Here is a 16,475-nt window from a genome sequence, read left to right as displayed (position 1 = left end):
AGCTCCCTCGCCACAAGGGTTTGCAGTAAGGGTGCTGCGTCAGGCAGGCCGTCTTCACCCACTTCGACACTTCCAGCTCGCAATGAACCCGTGGCGAGGGAGCTCGCTCCCGCTCGGCTGCGCAGCAGTCGTAACCCCCGTCAACCGGTTTGGTCAGAAACATCCGATAGCCCTATGTAGGGCCGCTTCGCAGCCCAGCGGGAGCAAGCTCCCTCGCCACAAGGGTTTGCAGTAAGGGTGCTGCGTCAGGCAGGCCGTCTTCACCCACTTCGACACTTCCAGCTCGCAATGAACCCGTGGCGAGGGAGCTCGCTCCCGCTCGGCTGCGCAGCAGTCGTAACCCCCGTCAACCGGTTTGGTCAGAAACATCCGATAGCCCTATGTAGGGCCGCTTCGCAGCCCAGCGGGAGCAAGCTCCCTCGCCACAAGGGTTTGCAGGGGTTACTTTTCTTTGGGGATTTCGGACTTTTCCCGCAAACGTTACAGCTACCTGTAGGCCAGCGAGCAACTAACTTCAAAAGGAACCTATCAAAAGGACGCAAGGAATGCTTCCACGACCAAACTCACACTTGTTGCGCCAAGGACGTTTTTCCGAATCAGGCCGGGCCTACCTCATCACTGCGGTGGTACATCAGAGAAGGTCCATATTCAGCGATTGGCATCTGGGGCGTTTGCTAGTAGCGGAACTCAGACACGCCCACGATCAGGGAAGAGTGAACTCGATTGCCTGGGTGATCATGCCTGACCACTTCCATTGGCTCGTCCAAATCGAACGATGCACCCTGGCGCAACTCATGCAGGCCATCAAGTCCCGTAGCACGTTGACGATCAACCGGGCACTGAATCGAACTGGCGCATTCTGGCAAACCGGCTATCACGACCGGGCAATACGCGACGGCGAGGATTTACGCTCTTTCGCCCGCTACACCGTTGCTAATCCCTTGCGTGCAGGGTTGGTTGAAAAAATCGGTGATTACCCTCTGTGGGATGCCTGCTGGCTCTGAATCCAACGTTGCTCACTTTGTGGCGAGGGAGCAAGCTCCCTCGCCACAGGGCAAGCAGCTAACCGATATCTGGAGGTTCACAATTTTTTCACCATCGCCAACCACCGTCTAAGCTTCAGACAAGTCCGATCAATCTGCGTGAATGGATCAGTCGACTATGGGCGCTTTATGGCAAACCGATTCGAGTAAAACCGTGGTCCCGACTGAAGCTGTGGATGAAGCGCCATTACCTGAAAAACCACCTCGCAGCCGCGTAAAGCACGGCTGGAAGGCGTTTTGGCTGTTGCTGCTGATTATTGCCATCGTGGTAGGGCTCGCGGCTGCCAAAGAGATGCGCACGTCGCGATTTCAAGCTCGCGAGGTCAGCAAGTTCGCCAAGACGCTCACGTATGAGCTAAAACCTGGCCCCAGCGATGCGATTCACTACCCGGGCGCCGGTCCGTTCGACCTGCGTCTGGGCTACAGCTCCATGGGCGAGTTCCTGCCAAGATTGCTCAAGCGCAATTACGTGATTACCGAACAGACCCGCTTTTCCCCAGCGTTGATGAACTACACCGACAAAGGCCTTTTCGTACCCTATGCGGAAAAAATCCAGGCCGGTCTGTCGATCACCGATTGCCGGGCGGCGCCGCTGTACCAGTACAAATATCCGCAACAACTCTATGCCAGCTTCGACTCGATCCCGCCGGTCGTGGTCAACAGCCTGCTGTTCATCGAAAACCGCTTCTTGCTCGACCCTCGCCAGCCCTTGGCCAACCCTGCCGTAGATTGGCCAAGGTTTGGCATGGCGGCCTACACCCAGGTGGCCAAGATGCTCCATCTGCCTGGCCAATCGGCGGGCGGCAGCACCCTGGCGACGCAACTGGAAAAATACCGGCATTCGCCCGATGGCTTGACCATGTCGGGTGGTGAAAAGATCCGCCAGATGATTTCCGCCAGCGTACGCGCTTATCAGGACGGCCCGCAGACACTCAAGTCGCGGCAGAACGTGGTACGCGACTACCTCAACAGCGTGCCGCTGTCGGCTGTGCCTGGCCACGGTGAAGTGCACGGCATGGCGGAAGGTTTGCGCGTGTGGTACGGCGCCGATTTCACCCAGGCCAACCAACGCCTGGCCAGCGACGCCACGGATCCAAAAAGCCTGGCGGAGAAAGGCTTGGCCTTGCGCGAAATGCTGTCCTTGATGATCGCCCAGCGCCGCCCTTCGCACTACTTGACCAAAGGCCGCGATGAACTGGCTTCGCTCACCGACAGCCATATTCGTCTGCTGGCACAGAACAACGTGATCGACGCGCCTTTCGCCGCGGCGGCATTGGCGAGCAAGGTCACGTACCGCGACTGGGCGACCCAGCCGACCATTCAACCGATCGAAACCAACAAAGGCATCAGCGTGGCGCGCAGTCGGCTGGCGGGGTTGCTCAATCGTCCGTTGTACGACCTTGACCGCCTCGATCTTTCGGCCACCAGCACCCTGCAAGGTGAACTGCAAACCCAGGCCACTGCCTACCTGAAGAAACTCGCCGACCCCGTGTATGCCGCAGAAATCGGCCTGATGGGCGAGCGTTTGCTGACCCCCACCAGCACCACTCAGGTGCGCTACAGCTTCACTTTGTTCGAACTGACCCCGGACGGTTCGCGGGTGCGGGTACAAACTGACAGCACTGACCAGCCGTTCGATATCAATGAAGGCAGCAAACTGGAACTGGGCTCCACCGCAAAAATGCGGGTGATGACGACTTACCTGCAAATCATCGCCGAGTTGCACGATAAATATGCCGACATGAGCGTACCGGACCTGAAGAAAGTCGAAATACCGGAGCAGGACCGCCTCAGCCGCTGGGTCGTCGACTACTTTATCGAGAACAAGGACCACAGCCTGCAACCCTTGCTCAGTGCAGCGCTGGACCGCAAATATTCCGCCAGCCCCGGCGAAGCGTTTTTCACCGGCGGCGGGTTGCACACGTTCAATAACTTCCGCAAGGAAGACAACGGTCGCCTGCCGACCCTGCGCGACGCCCTGCGTGAGTCGATCAACCTGCCGTTCATACGCCTGATGCGCGATATAGTGCGCTACGTCACGTATTCCGGTCCCAACAGCAGCGCCGAACTGCTCAAGGATGACCGCGACCCGCGTCGTCAGGAATACCTGGCCAGTTTTGCCGACCGCGAAGGGACGTCGTTCCTGCTCAAGTTCTGGAAAAAGTACCGCAACAAGGACACCCAGGCACGGCTCGAAACCTTTCTCGATGGTATGCGCCCGACGCCGATCCGCATGGCCGCCGTGCACCGGTATCTGTTGCCACAGGCCAGCCAGCAAAGCTTCAACAGCTTCGTGCGCTCACACCTGACCGGCGCCAAACTCACCGAAAAACTCACCGACGAGCGCCTTGAGCGGCTCTATCAGGCCTACGGCCCCGGCAGCTACGACCTGCCCGACCAAGGCTTCATCGCCAAGGTGCATCCATTGGACCTGTGGATGATGGGCTACCTGCTCAACCATCCGGACGCGACGTTCAAGGACATCGTCAAAGCCAGCCAGTTCGAACGTCAGGAAGTCTACAGCTGGCTGTTCAAGAGCCGGCACAAAGGTGCACGCGACAACCGCATCCGCACCATGCTGGAGATCGAGGCATTCCTCGACATTCACCAGCGCTGGCAGAACGTCGGTTATCCCTTCGACCATCTGGTGCCTTCACTGGCCACAGCCATCGGCAGCTCCGGCGACCGCCCTGCGGCACTGGCCGAGTTGATCGGCACCATCCTCAACGACGGCGTGCGCATGCCGACGCTGCGTATCGACAGCCTGCACTTTGCCGCCGGGACGCCGTATGAAACCAAGCTGATCAATGACCCGGATGTCGGTAAACGGGTCATGCCTGCGGAAGTTGCCAAAGCGATGCGCGAAGCCCTGTCGCAAGTGGTGGACGCCGGGACCGCCAAACGGCTGGCCGGCAGTTTCAAACTGCCCGATGGCGCACCGCTGGCCATGGGTGGCAAGACCGGCACTGGCGATAACCGTATCGAAGCCATCGGTTCGGGCGGGCGGATTCTCAGTTCGAAATCAATCAACCGCACGGCGACCTTCGTCTTCTATATCGGCGACACCCACTTCGGCACGCTGACCGCTTACGTACCGGGACGCTCGGCTGAAGCGTTCAAGTTCACCTCTGCCCTGCCGGTACAGGTGCTCAAGGGTATGGCGCCGATCCTGACGCAGTACCTGCAACCGGGGACCCATACGATGTGTCTGCCGGTTCAAGTGGCGCAGCAATAGCCTCTGCGTGGTGGTCTCGGGAAAGTGTTGTGATGCCTGCAAAAAAATCCCGAGATCGCTCGTCAGACTTCCGAATCCCAGACCACCGTGACGTTGCCTCTGTAGGTTTTTCCAGGCCCGGTGAGCATTTCCTCGACTTGCTCGCGGCCGATTTCGAAGTGCAACGTGCCGGGTCTGCGATCGACGTAGTGCCCCGGCATGAAGAGTTCTGTGCCGCTGCCATCGCGCAACAATGCGCGGCGATTGACCGATTGTCCTGAGGCATCGGTGATGCCGCCGGGAAGGCTGACGAAAAGGTTCAACGGCACGGTGTGTCCACTCTTTGGCTCATGCAGAAGGCACTCATTGCCGCCGCTGTACTGGCATTCGAGCTGCATCTTGAAGCGGCTGGATGCCGACAGATTGAAAGTCTGGTCGCGGAACAGACGCTCCGGGCGGCGGTTGCGTTGCAGCCAGGCCTGCCAGCCCCCCTGTGGAAGCAGCTCAACGTGATTGCCACCGGGCGGCACTTCGACCTTGAGGGTGTGTTGCACATCAAGGTTGAAGTTGAAGGTCAACGTGCTGTCGTTGGGGATCATGATGTCGCCGAAGTCGAAATCCTGATTCGGCCCGACGGTGTAAGTGATCGATCCGGTGTAATGCCCCGTGGACATGCCCAAAGGGTTGGGCGTTCTCAGTTCATAGGCGTATTCGAAGTTGACGTACGCGATCGCAGGAACTTCGGAAATGGTATTCAGGATGCAAGCTCCAGCGCCTTCGGGAACTAACCAGAACCACAGCCGATAGGTGTTGGTTCCCACCGTGTACCCGGTGGACTGACAAGGAGCAGGGGCATACGTAAAATCACGAGGACCCCATGAGCGAGTGCCTCCAGAATGCGTGTCAAACCGATTGCCGATGCCGGCAATACGCATTTCTACCGTCTCCCGCTCCCCTCTGTCGGAAACCACCTCAAAACGTCGCCAATCGGATGGCAACTTGAACATCACCCCCCTGCGCGGATTTTCGGCACCTACCAGCATCGGTGCGTTCGACCTGAAATTCAGATCCCACGTGCGGATACTGAGAATACCTAATTCCTTACATCGCTCGGGAATGTGTCCAGGGCAGATACCGCTTTCCAGTGTCGTATTAACGAATCTGTTGACCGTTGGATTGGCCGGATCCGGGCGAAAAACCGCCGTGATCTCTTGCGTGGCGGCACTGACAACCTGCGCGCCAAACCACAGCACAATCCCTGCGCCAAACGTCGTTATGCGATTTTTTGCCGCTCTTGTTTTCCGATACATCGTTGCATCCCTGAATCACTGAATCACCTGGCAACCGAACTCTTCAAGGCGCCAACGCTTCGAAAATCATGTGCACGCTGCCGAAGTAATCGCCCGGTTGGTAGCCGTCCGGCATGTCAGCTGCGGCCACTTCCAGCCCCACACGCTTGCCGAGTCGGCCATCGAGTTCGGAGATCACTTGCTCGGCATCCACCGTGAGGCGTTTTCGGTTGAACGTCACGATCAAGGCAATGTTGTCGCTGGGCCTGCCGTTGCTCAGATACGGCTCGGCGTTGAGCCGTGCGGAAATACCGCCGTTGGTGTTTTTTACATCGAAATTTTTACGCAACGAGGTCAACTGGCCCGTCACCGGGTTGAAGTGCAGCGGTTGCTCCTGATGAATCCAGTCGGATTCCGACGGAGTCGTAGACAACACCGACATTGATCTGCGGCCCCGCGTTCGCCATCAACGGCAGCCAACCTGCAAACAGCAATGCCCATCGATAATTCATTCTCCTGACCTCATGGTGTTTAACAGCGGAACAGCTCGATTGGTGCGGTGATCAAACTTCCGAATCCCAGACCACCGTGACGTTGCCGCTGTAGGTTTTGTTATCGCCATCGAGCATTTTTTCGACCTCATCGCGGCCAATTTCGAAGTGCAGAGTTCCGGGTTTTCGTGCGATGTAGAATTTCGGCTCAAAGCGTTCAGTACCCATACCATCGAGCAACAAGGGACGGCGGTTGACCGCTTGGCCAGAGTCATCGGCCATGCCGCCGGGCAGGCTGACGGCAATATTCAGTGGCACGTTTCGCCCGGACACGGGTTCCTGCAACGCGCAGGTATTGCCCTCGGTGAACTGACATTCAAGCTTCATCTTGAACTGGCTGGAGGCCGATATATTGAAGGTCTGGTCACGGAACAGCCGCTCCGGACGGCGATTGCGTTGCAACCACGCCTGCCAACCGCCTTGGGGAAGCAACTCAATCCGGTTGCCGCCCGGTGGTATTTCCACCTTTAGGATGTGTTCCACGCTCAACACAAAATCGATGGTGATCTGGGAATCGTGAGGGACAATTACATTGCCTATATCGAAGTCCATGCCTGGCCCGACGCTGTAAGTGATGCTGCCTCTATAGATTCCGGTCGCCATCTTCAGAGGGTTGGGTGTACGCAGCTCGTAACCAAAATGCAGGTAGCGATAATGGAGTGTGGGAATATCAAACAACGCTGTCTTGGCACAGGCACCGACATTTTCCGGCACCCTCCACATGAACATGGCGTAATAGCTGAGGCCAGCTACCGAAGTCGTGGAAACACAGGGAGCAGGCGCGAAGCTCCAACTGCGGCCGCTCCATAGCTGATGCCACCCCTGCCCCCCCGTCAAATCCTCCACATGAGCGTTAAGGTCGACGCGTCCACCCACTCCCGATATTCGGACTTCCAATTGCTCGGTGTCTTCGTCGTTCGAAACGGTCAGCGTTCGCCATTCCGAGGGCACCTTCAGGTAAGCCCCTTCTCGGCGATCGGTATGATTGGCCAATACCTTGCCACCGGTCGTTTGCGGAAGACCTCCCAAGGGCATGCCCAAGCTGAACAAATTATTGTTTTTGCAATACACCGCGAAGTAGACGCAATAACCGCTATTGGTCGTTGTATTTTCAAAACGGTTGACCATGGGGTTCGCCGGGTCGGGCCTGAAACGCGCAGTCACCTCGACAGAACCAGCCTCGACCAACAGTGGAACGCCGGCAAAACATATCGCTGCCAGGTATCGTCCGAGATCATTCTTCAGCGAATGTATAAATTTCATTTTTTCCTTCCAAGCATGCCTGCAACCCGTATATTCCGGGCTGAAAATGTTGGCCTGCCGTTGCTCAGATACGGCTCGGTATTGATCCGTGCGGAGATACCGCCGTTGGTGTTTTTTACATCGAAATTTTTACGCAACGAGGTCAACTGGCCCGTCACCGGGTTGAAGTGCAGCGGTTGCTCCTGATGAATCCAGTCGGACTCCGACGGGGTTGTAGACAACACCGACATTGATCTGCGGCCCCGCGTTCGCCATCAGCGGCAACCAATCTGCAAACAGCAGTGCCCATCGATAATTCATTCTCCTGACCTCATGGTGTTTAACAGTGGAACAGCTCGATCGGTACGGTGATCAAACTTCCGAATCCCAGACCACCGTGACGTTGCCCCTGTAGGTTTTGTTATCGCCATCGAGCATCTTTTCGACCTCTTCGCGGCCGATTTCAAAGTGCAGGGTGCCAGGTCTGCGATCGACGTAATGCCCCGGCATAAAGAGTTCAGTGCCACTGCCATCTCGCAACAATGCGCGGCGATTGACCGATTGTCCTGAGGCATCGGTGATGCCGCCGGGAAGGCTGACGAAAAGGTTCAACGGCACGGTGTGTCCACTCTTTGGCTCATGCAGAAGGCACTCATTGCCGCCGCTGTACTGGCATTCGAGCTGCATCTTGAAGCGGCTGGATGCCGACAGATTGAAAGTCTGGTCGCGGAACAGACGCTCCGGGCGGCGGTTGCGTTGCAGCCAGGCCTGCCAGCCCCCCTGTGGAAGCAGCTCAACGTGATTGCCACCGGGCGGCACTTCGACCTTGAGGGTGTGTTGCACATCAAGGTTGAAGTTGAAGGTCAACGTGCTGTCATTGGGGATCATGATGTCGCCGAAGTCGAAATCCTGATTCGGCCCCAACGTGTATTTAATCGATCCTTGGTATCGCCCCGTGGACATACCCAGCGGATTGGGGGTTCTCAGCTCATAGGCATATTCGAAATTAAAATAGTGGAGCCAGGGAATTTCCTCTCTGGCTATCTTTACGCATGAGCCGGCGTTCTCCGGAACCCTCCAGAACCACAAATACATTTGCGAGTGTCCAGCCCCAAATCCAGTACTCAGACAAGGAGTTGGGGCGGAATTGAAGCGGCCGTTCCAGGAATCGATTGTTGCAGGACTCTTGACATCAAAGCGATTACCAACGCCAGCAATACGTACTTCAACTGTATGGTGTTCGCCACGCTCCGACACCACATCGAATCTGCGCCATTCAGAGGGTACCTTGAACATCACACCCTGGCGTTCAGACACACCTGGTCCCGCAGGCATCGGTCCGGTGGAGGTAAACTTTATGTCGTTGGAGCGAATGCTGAAAATGCCAAGTGACTTGCACAGCTCAGATGCGAAGGAGGGGCAGTACCCGCTTTCCGGTGTCGTATTAACGAATCTGTTGACCGTTGGATTGGTCGGATCCGGGCGAAAAACCGCCGTGATCTCTTGCGTGGCGGCACTGACAACCTGCGCGCCAAACCACAGCACAATCCCTGCGCCAAACGTCGTTATGCGATTTTTTGCCGCTCTTGTTTTCCGATACATCGTTGCATCCCTGAATCACTGAATCACCTGGCAACCGAACTCTTCAAGGCGCCAACGCTTCGAAAATCATGTGCACGCTGCCGAAGTAATCGCCCGGTTGGTAGCCGTCCGGCATGTCAGCTGCGGCCACTTCCAGCCCCACACGCTTGCCGAGTCGGCCATCGAGTTCGGAGATCACTTGCTCGGCATCCACCGTGAGGCGTTTTCGGTTGAACGTCACGATCAAGGCAATGTTGTCGCTGGGCCTGCCGTTGCTCAGATACGGCTCGGCGTTGAGCCGTGCGGAAATACCGCCGTTGGTGTTTTTCACATCGAAATTTTTACGCAACGAGGCCAACTGGCCCGTCACCGGGTTGAAGTGCAGCGGCTGCTCCTGATGAATCCAGTCGGACTCCGACGGGAGCACGTAAAACTCCGCGGTGGGAATGGTGACCGCCACCTCGAACGTTTCGCGCTCGGTGATCGCTTGCGCTGCACCACTGGACACCAGGAGCGCCAGTGATAGGGTTACCCGCGTTGCCTTGAACATTTTTTGTCACCTGACACAGTCAATATGGCCACTCGCACAGAGAGTTTCAGCCTTTGAGTTCCATCACTTTCGTCGCCTTGCCTTCGATCAGCGTGAAGCTATATGCACGACCGCGCTGTTTTTCGAACTCGAAGGTACGGCCTGGCAAAATGTGATGTTTGGTGGTCGGTTGGCAGTCGTTTTCATCCTTGACCGCGCAGTCCCTGAACTCATCGATCACCACCACGGAATTGCCTTGATTGCGCATCCGGTACTGACCGGGGCCGTCATCTATCGCGCTGTCGAAGCGGGTCTGGGCGGGCCGTACAAAAAACACCGTGCCGTAACCGGCCAGCACATTGACCCCGGCAGACAAGCCCTTTTTGTACTCTTCGCGCTCCTCGGCGGACACGGCGAACTCATCTTCCTTTTCCGGCACCACCGGCACGAAGCGCACGCGGAAATACCGCTCTTTTTCACGCTCGCCCATGAACACCAGACGGCTGCCTTGCATGCCGTTGGCCGGGACAATCAACCGTGCGGGGCTGGCCATCAACCCGTCGCGGGCAGCGGTATCGGCCTGGGTTGCCAGGGGAATTTCCCGCGAAGTGCCATCCGCGTCGTAGATAATTTCCAGGATGTTGACCTTGACGAACGCAGTGGCATCACCGCCGTTGAACACGCGCTTCAGATAGGTACTTTTGTCGGCATCCAGGTAGTCGTAGACGACACCGACATTGATCTGCGGCCCCGCGTTCGCCATCAGCGGCAACCAACCTGCAAACAGCAATGCCCATCGATAATTCATTTTCCTGACCTCATGGTGTTTAACAGTGGAACAGCTCGATTGGTGCGGTGATCAAACTTCCGAATCCCAGACCACCGTGACGTTGCCCCTGTAGGTTTTGTTATCGCCATCGAGCATCTTTTCGACCTCTTCGCGACTGATTTCGAAATGCAGGGTTCCGGGTCTACGCTCGACATAAAAACCGGGTTGAAACAGTTCGGTGCCGCTGCCGTCACGTAACAACGGACGGCGGCTGACCGGTTGACCAGAGGGGTCCGTCAGGCCATTGGGCAAGCTCACGCTGATGTTCAGCGGCACCGCATGCCCGGAGAGCGGCTCATACAGAGAACAGGTATTGCCGCCATCGTGGTGTTGGCATTCGAGCTGCATCTTGAAGCGTGATGAGGCTGAGATATTGAAGGTCTGGTCGCGGAACAACCGCTCCGGACGACGATTGCGTTGCAGCCAGGCCTGCCAGCCGCCCTGGGGGAGCAGTTCCACTCGGTTGCCACCGGGTGGGACTTCCACCTTGAGTGCATGTTGCACATTGAGGGTGAAGTTGAACGTCATCGTTTTGTCGTCAGCGATCACCACATCACCGAAGTCGAAATCACCGCCTGGCCCTATGCTGTATTCGAGCGAGCCCGTGTATTCCCCGGAAGACATGGACAACGGATTGGGCGTTTTCAGCGCGTACGCATATTCCGTTTTCGAAAATGCGAAGCGTGTTATGTCCGCTATCGGCGCTCTCTTATTACAGGCACCTGCATCTTCAGGAACTATCCAGAAGAAGCGCAGATTGGGCCCTATACCCGAGATAAGTCCGGTTGAGCGACACGGGGGGGCGGAGAACCACGAGGACGACGGCCATACACTAAAATCTGGACGCGTCGATGTATGTTGACCAATTCCAGAGATACGCATTTGCACGGTTTCCACTTCGCCCGTGCGAGTGTGAGTGACCTGAAAAGCTCGCCATTCGGAGGGCACCTTGTACATCACCCCCTCCCGAGGATTGGTGTGACCCGCATAAATAACGGGCACCCCCGGCCCCAGGTCCGGTGTTGAACCACTGAGAGGCGCTTCAATGGAAAAATATCCGTGATGTTTACAAATCGTATGACCAAAATCGGCACAAAAGCCGCTGATCGGCGTGGTGTTGATGAATTCATTCTTCAGCGGATTCGCCGGATCAGGTGTAAAGACCGCGGTGATTTCCTGAGTCAGCGCATGGGCTGCCGGCGCGAACACCGCACACAGCAATCCGGCCAGGTAATTTTTCAAGCAACTTTTCATCATTATCCCGCCGAGTCCACCGAGAAGGTGGTGTTGGCCAAGGTGTCCGGCGAGCACCGCAAATCCCCGATCATCAACACATTGTTTTCACTGCGCGCATTGCTGGGGTCGAGGCGGAATTGGCACAACAATTCCTCGCCCCGGCGCACTTCAAGGGTTGGCGAACCCGCGTTCATTTCCATGGAGAAGAAGCCGTCCACCTCACTGACGCCACGGCTGGCGTGGTTGATGACGTGGTGCCCCTTGAGCGGCTTGCCCTGCGGGTCGAGCAGGCGACCGAGTACGGTCAGGGTTTTGCTCACGGTGATCTTGCGGTAGTCCACCCCGCCCTTGTTCAGGTGATAGCGGGTTCGCTGCGGCTGGATACTCGCCGATGGCACGTGATTGCCTTCGAAGTCGAAGCTGACCGAACTGTTTTTGTAGGCGGTCAGCGGCACGAAGTTGCGCCCGGGACGCAAGGTTGCACTGCCGCCGCTGAGGTCGTCGGCGCGCAGGGCGATTTCGTCGAGATCGGTTTCCACATCGATGATCATCCCGGCGCCACCGGTGTGATGCTGGCTGGTCATGACCATGTTCTGCTTACCCACGGCCACGGTGCTGTCGAGGTTCAAACCACCGGTGTAGTTACCGTTGTAGGAGGAGCGCTGGAGGAAGGCATCGCCATTGAACGCATCGGCCTCAAAACTGGTAAGGCCGGACAACCCGACGCCATAGGTATCGGCCAGGGCCGTCACAGAGACGCTTTGCAGCACATGGTCTTCAAGGGTCTTGCGATAAGACAGCGAGCCATTGTTGTCGCGCCCGCCCTCCCGCGCAGTTCGAGTGCCGATGCTGCCCGACCATTGTTCACCCGGGCCCCCAAGCGCCACGCTGACGCTCAGGTCGACCCCGCGATTGCGTTGGTCGCCACTGCTATAACTGCCCGGTCGGTCGAACACCGAGAAGCGCCAGTTGGCATCACTGCCAAACAGCACGGTTCTTTGCGACCAGCCCAGATCGAGTGCGGCACCTTCGGTATTGCCCTCGCTGTAGGAGACCCGCCCGTTAATCGAATTCTTGCTGTTGAGCCGATGATTGATTGCCAGCGAGGTGTTGCTGGTCTGGCCGATAAATACGTTGCGCTGACGCACCCGGGTGCCGTCCGGCAAGGTTTCGTAGGTGTTGGTGGTGTCCAGCCAACTGCGGTTGTGTGTGGCAAACAGGTTTCCGGAGCCATAACTGTAATTGGCTTGCAGGTCCATCCCGGTGCCGTGGTCCTGGGTTCGATAAAGATTGCCGTACAGGCTGGTGTTGTTGGCCAGGGTCCAGTCGATCGACGAACCATACTGCTGTGTACCCTGCAACTGCCGCCCCGACAGCCCTACAATCACCCGCGGGTGCAACAGGTAATTGATGGCTGCGCCGGCCGTCATGTCGCCGTAGGACTGCTCGTCCCAGTTGCTCAGCAGTTTGCTTTCCTGCCCGGCAAACAGGTTGTAGCGCCAGCGTTCATCGAGGTTGCGCCAGTTGCTGGGCTTGTACACCAGCTCCTGGGTTGTCGATGTGATTTGCCCATCTTCGATCAGCCGCACCTCGACTTCGTAAATACCTCCCGGCAACGGCCGGGTGTCGAGGGTTTGTAATCCGGCACTGACCGCCTGTGTGTTGATCAGCACACCATTGCGAAAAATCTCCACCGAGGCCTGGCGGTTGGCAGTGACGTAGATCGGGTAAACGCTGGGTTTTGGGCTGTTGATGGCCAGGCTGTCGGAGCTGCCGTACATCAGGCCCACCGCCGTATCGGGGCTGGCGCCAAACGAACGCAACTGCCGGCTCAGTCCTTCGGAGTTGGGCGTGAAATACCCCAGGCGGACAAAACTGCCCTGTAGCTCACGCTGACCATAAAGCTCATGAACCGCGTGATAGAGCTTGTCATCCGGGCCGCCCAGACGGGCCAATTGCAGGTTCGCACGCTGAGTCCAGTTACCCAGGCTGCTGCTCGCCTCCAGGCCATAACGCCCGCCCAAGTCCTGATCCTGACCGCCGTTGAGGTTCAACTGGTTGCGCACGATCAGGCCAGTACTGCCGTTTTCGGGCAGATCGTAATAACGCCGGGCCTCGCTATCGCGTTCGGCATTTTCGGTGGCGATCGATACCAGCGAACTCTGCAAATTGTAATGCACCGCCAGCATTTGCTCCGGGCAACTGCCCTGGCAGGCACCCAGGACAACGCCCTGTTTGAGATAAGCCGCCCAGGTTTCTCGCTCATTGGCAGAAATCGGGCTGTCACCGGTGTCGGTGAATTCCAGCAACGTGACGCGATCATCCTTCGTCAAAACGATCATCGCCTCACCAAGAAACTGTTGATCACGTTCCACTCGTACCGCTAATGGCACATCGAAGAAATGCTCTTCGAATTCCGCCGGCAACCCTTTGGCCTGAGCAAGCAGACTTCGAGGTGTGTTGACGTTATTAGTGGGCGCAGCAACGGCACCAGCACATATAAAAAGTGCAAGCGCTGCCGCGATGGGAGTCATCGGGAACATGATCTTAATACTCGATTACAAATGAAGTCGGCACCTGCTTGTCATCAGGCGATAACAAGCAGGCAAGACCGCTGAATAAAATAGTTTATTCAAAAAGTTTACGATTATGGCTTCATTACAGGCTCGAAAATAACGGCGAAACTGGTGGTGTAGTTGCCATTCTGGCCGGTAGTCGGGGTATCGGCGGTAATGACCATTTCCCGCTGGATGCCCGGCACCGATTCAGTTTCGTCTACGACTTCAGTGGTGGTGTTGCTTAATTCAACGGTGCCGATCTTGACGGTCAATGGAATAGTGTCACGGCCGTTATAGAGTGCCGCATCGCCGTCGATCAGTGCGTTGATGGCGCCTCTCGGGTCAGTGTGCTTGAAGTTGAAGAGACCACGTACACTGGTCAACTCACCGCTGCCCTGTTGGGTCATGGTTTCGTCGCGACCGAAATTACTGTCTTGCGGCGCGACACTGAACAGCGAAGTCGGAACGAACGCCTTGATGTTAATCACCTGGCTAATCGGCTCGGCAGCAAAAGCCATGGAAGAGCTCAGAGCCAGGACGGACATCGGAACAGCGATAGCAAACTTCTTGAACATGTTAAGTACCTGTCTTCTTAATTGGAATAAACGTGAAGTTCTTGCGAGCCGGCCATTTAGATAATGGCGTTTTGACTCACCCTCCTCAACGCGACAGCATGATCAAGTATTTTTACAACAAAGTAAGTAGGAAAATTCCTCAACACATGTAGTTCTTTCAGCCTGTAATTGGGACGAAAAAGTCGCCATCGTCGCAACTTAACTGTTTAACCTTCAGAAATAAACTACATACAGTATTAATCGAAAAAACATACAGATAGTCCCAGCTAAACTTTCTGTAAGGCGTGTGTGACCTACAACATTAATACACGACAATTAGTTCAATTACTCTAAATTACATGAATCCCTCCGGCACCAAGTCTGCTCGCCACGAAATCGACCGTTGATCGGGGATGCTTGCATCCCGACAAAGATATATCTTAAGTTGTATCTAAACACGACAAAGAGAACGCTAGAGATGAGAGACCATCATTCTCCCCACCGCGAACACGGCGACGGTCGCGACGGCTTCGAAAAACGCCCCGGCCGCGAACGCGGTGGTCGCGGGCCACGGGTATTTGCCCCCGGCGATCTGAAATTGCTGTTACTGGCATTGATCGCCGAGCAGCCGTGCCACGGTTACGACCTGATCCGCCAGATCGAAGGCATGTTCGACGGCGCCTACAGCCCGAGCCCCGGTGTGATTTATCCGACCCTGACTTTTCTGGAAGAGAGCGAACTGATTACCGGTGATGCCGAAGGCGGAAAAAAGCGCTACAGCGTCACAGAGGCCGGTCGCCAGTCATTGGCTGAGCAAGCCGTTGCGCTCGAAGGCGTGCGAATGCGCATCGACGTCAGCAAGCGTTCGTTGCGCGGACATGATCGTCCGGCCGAAATTCACGAGGCCGTGCATAACCTGCGCCATGCGTTGCAGTTGCACCATGGACGCTGGAGCCCGGAAGAAATCCAGCGTGTCGCGACGCTGCTGAACAACACCGCCAATGCCATCGTCGACGGCCCCGCCGTTCCATCAACCCAGGAGAAAGCGAATGACTGAAGTGAACACACAAGCCATTCACCGTGTCATGCATGAAATCAAACGTCGTCGCCTGGAAGTCTTGCGCGTGGTTGACCTGACCCCACGCATGCGCCGGATTACCCTGGGCGGGCCGGAGCTGGCGGGCTTCGTCAGCCTCGGCACCGACGACCACGTCAAATTGCTGTTCCCGCAAAATGCCGAGCAAGCCGCGGTGCTGGAAACGCTGGAGCTCGGCGCCGGCAAGAGCGGCGGCCCAATGCCTGAGATGCGTGACTACACCCCGCGCCGCTACGACCTGGAAAAACTGGAGCTGGACATCGATTTTGTCCTGCACGGCGACGGCCCGGCCTCGACCTGGGCCGAGCAGGCCAAACCCGGACAGTTCCTGCACATCGGCGGGCCACGGGGTTCGATGATCGTGCCGGATATCTTCGACAGCTATCTGCTGATCGGCGATGAAACCGCCCTGCCCGCCATCGCCCGACGCCTGGAAAGCCTGGCAGCCAACCGCCGTGCGCTGGTGATTGTGGAAGTGGAAAACGGCAAGGAACAGCAAGTGCTGCAAAGCGCTGCCGAGGTCAATGTGATCTGGGTCTTGCGCGAGGGCGGCAAGGACCATTTGCTGAGCACCGTGCGGCAGATCAAGGTGCCGGCCGGCAGCCTGTATGCGTGGGTTGCGACAGAGAGCAAAGTATCGCGGCAGATCCGTCGGATACTGCTGGATGAGCATGGGCTGGATGAGCAGTTCGTCAAAGCCGTTGGTTACTGGAAGCTGAATGCTGGCGATGATGAGTGATTCAGCCTGACATG

Annotated in this window: 14 protein-coding genes; 4 read left to right on the top strand and 10 right to left on the bottom strand. The window is 57.0% G+C overall.

Going from position 1 to position 16,475, the window contains the following annotated elements:
- Positions 1–545 precede the first annotated feature (545 nt).
- Both D8U18_RS12530 and D8U18_RS12525 read left to right on the top strand, forming a co-directional pair.
- The gene (locus tag D8U18_RS12530; protein WP_056855229.1) at positions 546–1,004 is read left to right on the top strand and encodes a transposase; all 459 of its coding nucleotides are present in this window, start codon (positions 546–548) and stop codon (positions 1,002–1,004) included.
- 157 nt (positions 1,005–1,161) lie between these two features.
- Entirely contained in the window at positions 1,162–4,278 is a 3,117-nt protein-coding gene (locus D8U18_RS12525; protein WP_131107726.1) for a transglycosylase domain-containing protein, read from the top strand.
- A 62-nt stretch (positions 4,279–4,340) separates the two neighbouring features.
- Here D8U18_RS12525 and D8U18_RS12520 read toward each other — a convergent pair whose 3' ends face one another.
- The 10 genes from D8U18_RS12520 to D8U18_RS12475 all read right to left on the bottom strand — a co-directional run bounded on the left by D8U18_RS12520 (position 4,341) and on the right by D8U18_RS12475 (position 14,647).
- On the bottom strand, positions 4,341–5,567 hold the full coding sequence (locus D8U18_RS12520; protein WP_131107725.1) for a hypothetical protein: 1,227 nt from the start codon (positions 5,565–5,567) through the stop codon (positions 4,341–4,343).
- A 43-nt stretch (positions 5,568–5,610) separates the two neighbouring features.
- On the bottom strand, positions 5,611–5,988 hold the full coding sequence (locus D8U18_RS12515) for a CS1 type fimbrial major subunit (protein WP_131107724.1): 378 nt from the start codon (positions 5,986–5,988) through the stop codon (positions 5,611–5,613).
- Positions 5,989–6,109: 121 nt separating this feature from the next.
- Positions 6,110–7,360 carry a hypothetical protein gene (locus D8U18_RS12510; protein ID WP_241664320.1) on the bottom strand — a complete coding sequence of 417 codons (1,251 nt, stop codon included), beginning with the start codon at positions 7,358–7,360 and terminating at the stop codon, positions 6,110–6,112.
- Positions 7,357–7,590: a hypothetical protein gene (locus tag D8U18_RS12505; protein ID WP_131107723.1), complete on the bottom strand. Its 234-nt coding sequence runs from the start codon at positions 7,588–7,590 to the stop codon at positions 7,357–7,359. The genes D8U18_RS12510 and D8U18_RS12505 overlap by 4 nt, the downstream gene beginning before the upstream one ends.
- Positions 7,591–7,711: 121 nt before the next feature.
- The gene (locus tag D8U18_RS12500; RefSeq protein WP_241664319.1) at positions 7,712–8,941 is read right to left on the bottom strand and encodes a hypothetical protein; all 1,230 of its coding nucleotides are present in this window, start codon (positions 8,939–8,941) and stop codon (positions 7,712–7,714) included.
- 43 nt (positions 8,942–8,984) lie between these two features.
- On the bottom strand, positions 8,985–9,470 hold the full coding sequence (locus D8U18_RS12495; RefSeq protein WP_131107722.1) for a CS1 type fimbrial major subunit: 486 nt from the start codon (positions 9,468–9,470) through the stop codon (positions 8,985–8,987).
- Positions 9,471–9,516: 46 nt separating this feature from the next.
- A complete protein-coding gene (locus D8U18_RS12490) occupies positions 9,517–10,257 on the bottom strand; it encodes a hypothetical protein (protein WP_056855224.1) in 741 nt (246 codons plus the stop codon).
- Positions 10,258–10,308: 51 nt separating this feature from the next.
- The gene (locus D8U18_RS12485) at positions 10,309–11,520 is read right to left on the bottom strand and encodes a hypothetical protein (RefSeq protein ID WP_347237900.1); all 1,212 of its coding nucleotides are present in this window, start codon (positions 11,518–11,520) and stop codon (positions 10,309–10,311) included.
- Between the two features lie 14 nt (positions 11,521–11,534).
- Positions 11,535–14,057, bottom strand: coding sequence for a TcfC E-set like domain-containing protein (locus D8U18_RS12480; protein ID WP_131107720.1), 2,523 nt, complete (start codon positions 14,055–14,057; stop codon positions 11,535–11,537).
- Between the two features lie 104 nt (positions 14,058–14,161).
- Positions 14,162–14,647: a CS1 type fimbrial major subunit gene (locus D8U18_RS12475; RefSeq protein ID WP_056855221.1), complete on the bottom strand. Its 486-nt coding sequence runs from the start codon at positions 14,645–14,647 to the stop codon at positions 14,162–14,164.
- A gap of 457 nt (positions 14,648–15,104) precedes the next feature.
- Between D8U18_RS12475 and D8U18_RS12470 the strand changes: the two genes are divergently transcribed.
- Positions 15,105–15,683, top strand: coding sequence for a PadR family transcriptional regulator (locus D8U18_RS12470; protein WP_131107719.1), 579 nt, complete (start codon positions 15,105–15,107; stop codon positions 15,681–15,683).
- Entirely contained in the window at positions 15,676–16,461 is a 786-nt protein-coding gene (locus tag D8U18_RS12465; RefSeq protein ID WP_056855219.1) for a siderophore-interacting protein, read from the top strand. Before D8U18_RS12470 ends, D8U18_RS12465 begins: the two co-directional genes overlap by 8 nt.
- Positions 16,462–16,475: the final 14 nt, after the last annotated feature.

This window comes from Pseudomonas sp. Sample_10 (genome assembly GCF_004321495.1).
Taxonomy (GTDB): Bacteria; Pseudomonadota; Gammaproteobacteria; order Pseudomonadales; family Pseudomonadaceae; genus Aquipseudomonas.
This window is presented reverse-complemented; position numbering and strand designations above follow the sequence as displayed.

Excerpts from the sequence above, each read along its gene's own strand:
- D8U18_RS12500 (WP_241664319.1), bottom strand. The coding sequence starts at position 8,941 with ATGTATCGGAAAACAAGAGCGGCAAAAAATCGCATAACGACGTTTGGC.
- D8U18_RS12470 (WP_131107719.1), top strand. The coding sequence starts at position 15,105 with ATGAGAGACCATCATTCTCCCCACCGCGAACACGGCGACGGTCGCGAC.
- D8U18_RS12510 (WP_241664320.1), bottom strand. The coding sequence starts at position 7,360 with ATGAAATTTATACATTCGCTGAAGAATGATCTCGGACGATACCTGGCA.
- D8U18_RS12475 (WP_056855221.1), bottom strand. The coding sequence starts at position 14,647 with ATGTTCAAGAAGTTTGCTATCGCTGTTCCGATGTCCGTCCTGGCTCTG.
- D8U18_RS12505 (WP_131107723.1), bottom strand. The coding sequence starts at position 7,590 with ATGTCGGTGTTGTCTACAACCCCGTCGGAGTCCGACTGGATTCATCAG.
- D8U18_RS12520 (WP_131107725.1), bottom strand. The coding sequence starts at position 5,567 with ATGTATCGGAAAACAAGAGCGGCAAAAAATCGCATAACGACGTTTGGC.
- D8U18_RS12530 (WP_056855229.1), top strand. The coding sequence starts at position 546 with ATGCTTCCACGACCAAACTCACACTTGTTGCGCCAAGGACGTTTTTCC.
- D8U18_RS12495 (WP_131107722.1), bottom strand. The coding sequence starts at position 9,470 with ATGTTCAAGGCAACGCGGGTAACCCTATCACTGGCGCTCCTGGTGTCC.
- D8U18_RS12490 (WP_056855224.1), bottom strand. The coding sequence starts at position 10,257 with ATGAATTATCGATGGGCATTGCTGTTTGCAGGTTGGTTGCCGCTGATG.
- D8U18_RS12480 (WP_131107720.1), bottom strand. The coding sequence starts at position 14,057 with ATGTTCCCGATGACTCCCATCGCGGCAGCGCTTGCACTTTTTATATGT.
- D8U18_RS12525 (WP_131107726.1), top strand. The coding sequence starts at position 1,162 with ATGGGCGCTTTATGGCAAACCGATTCGAGTAAAACCGTGGTCCCGACT.
- D8U18_RS12515 (WP_131107724.1), bottom strand. The coding sequence starts at position 5,988 with ATGTCGGTGTTGTCTACGACTCCGTCGGAATCCGACTGGATTCATCAG.
- D8U18_RS12465 (WP_056855219.1), top strand. The coding sequence starts at position 15,676 with ATGACTGAAGTGAACACACAAGCCATTCACCGTGTCATGCATGAAATC.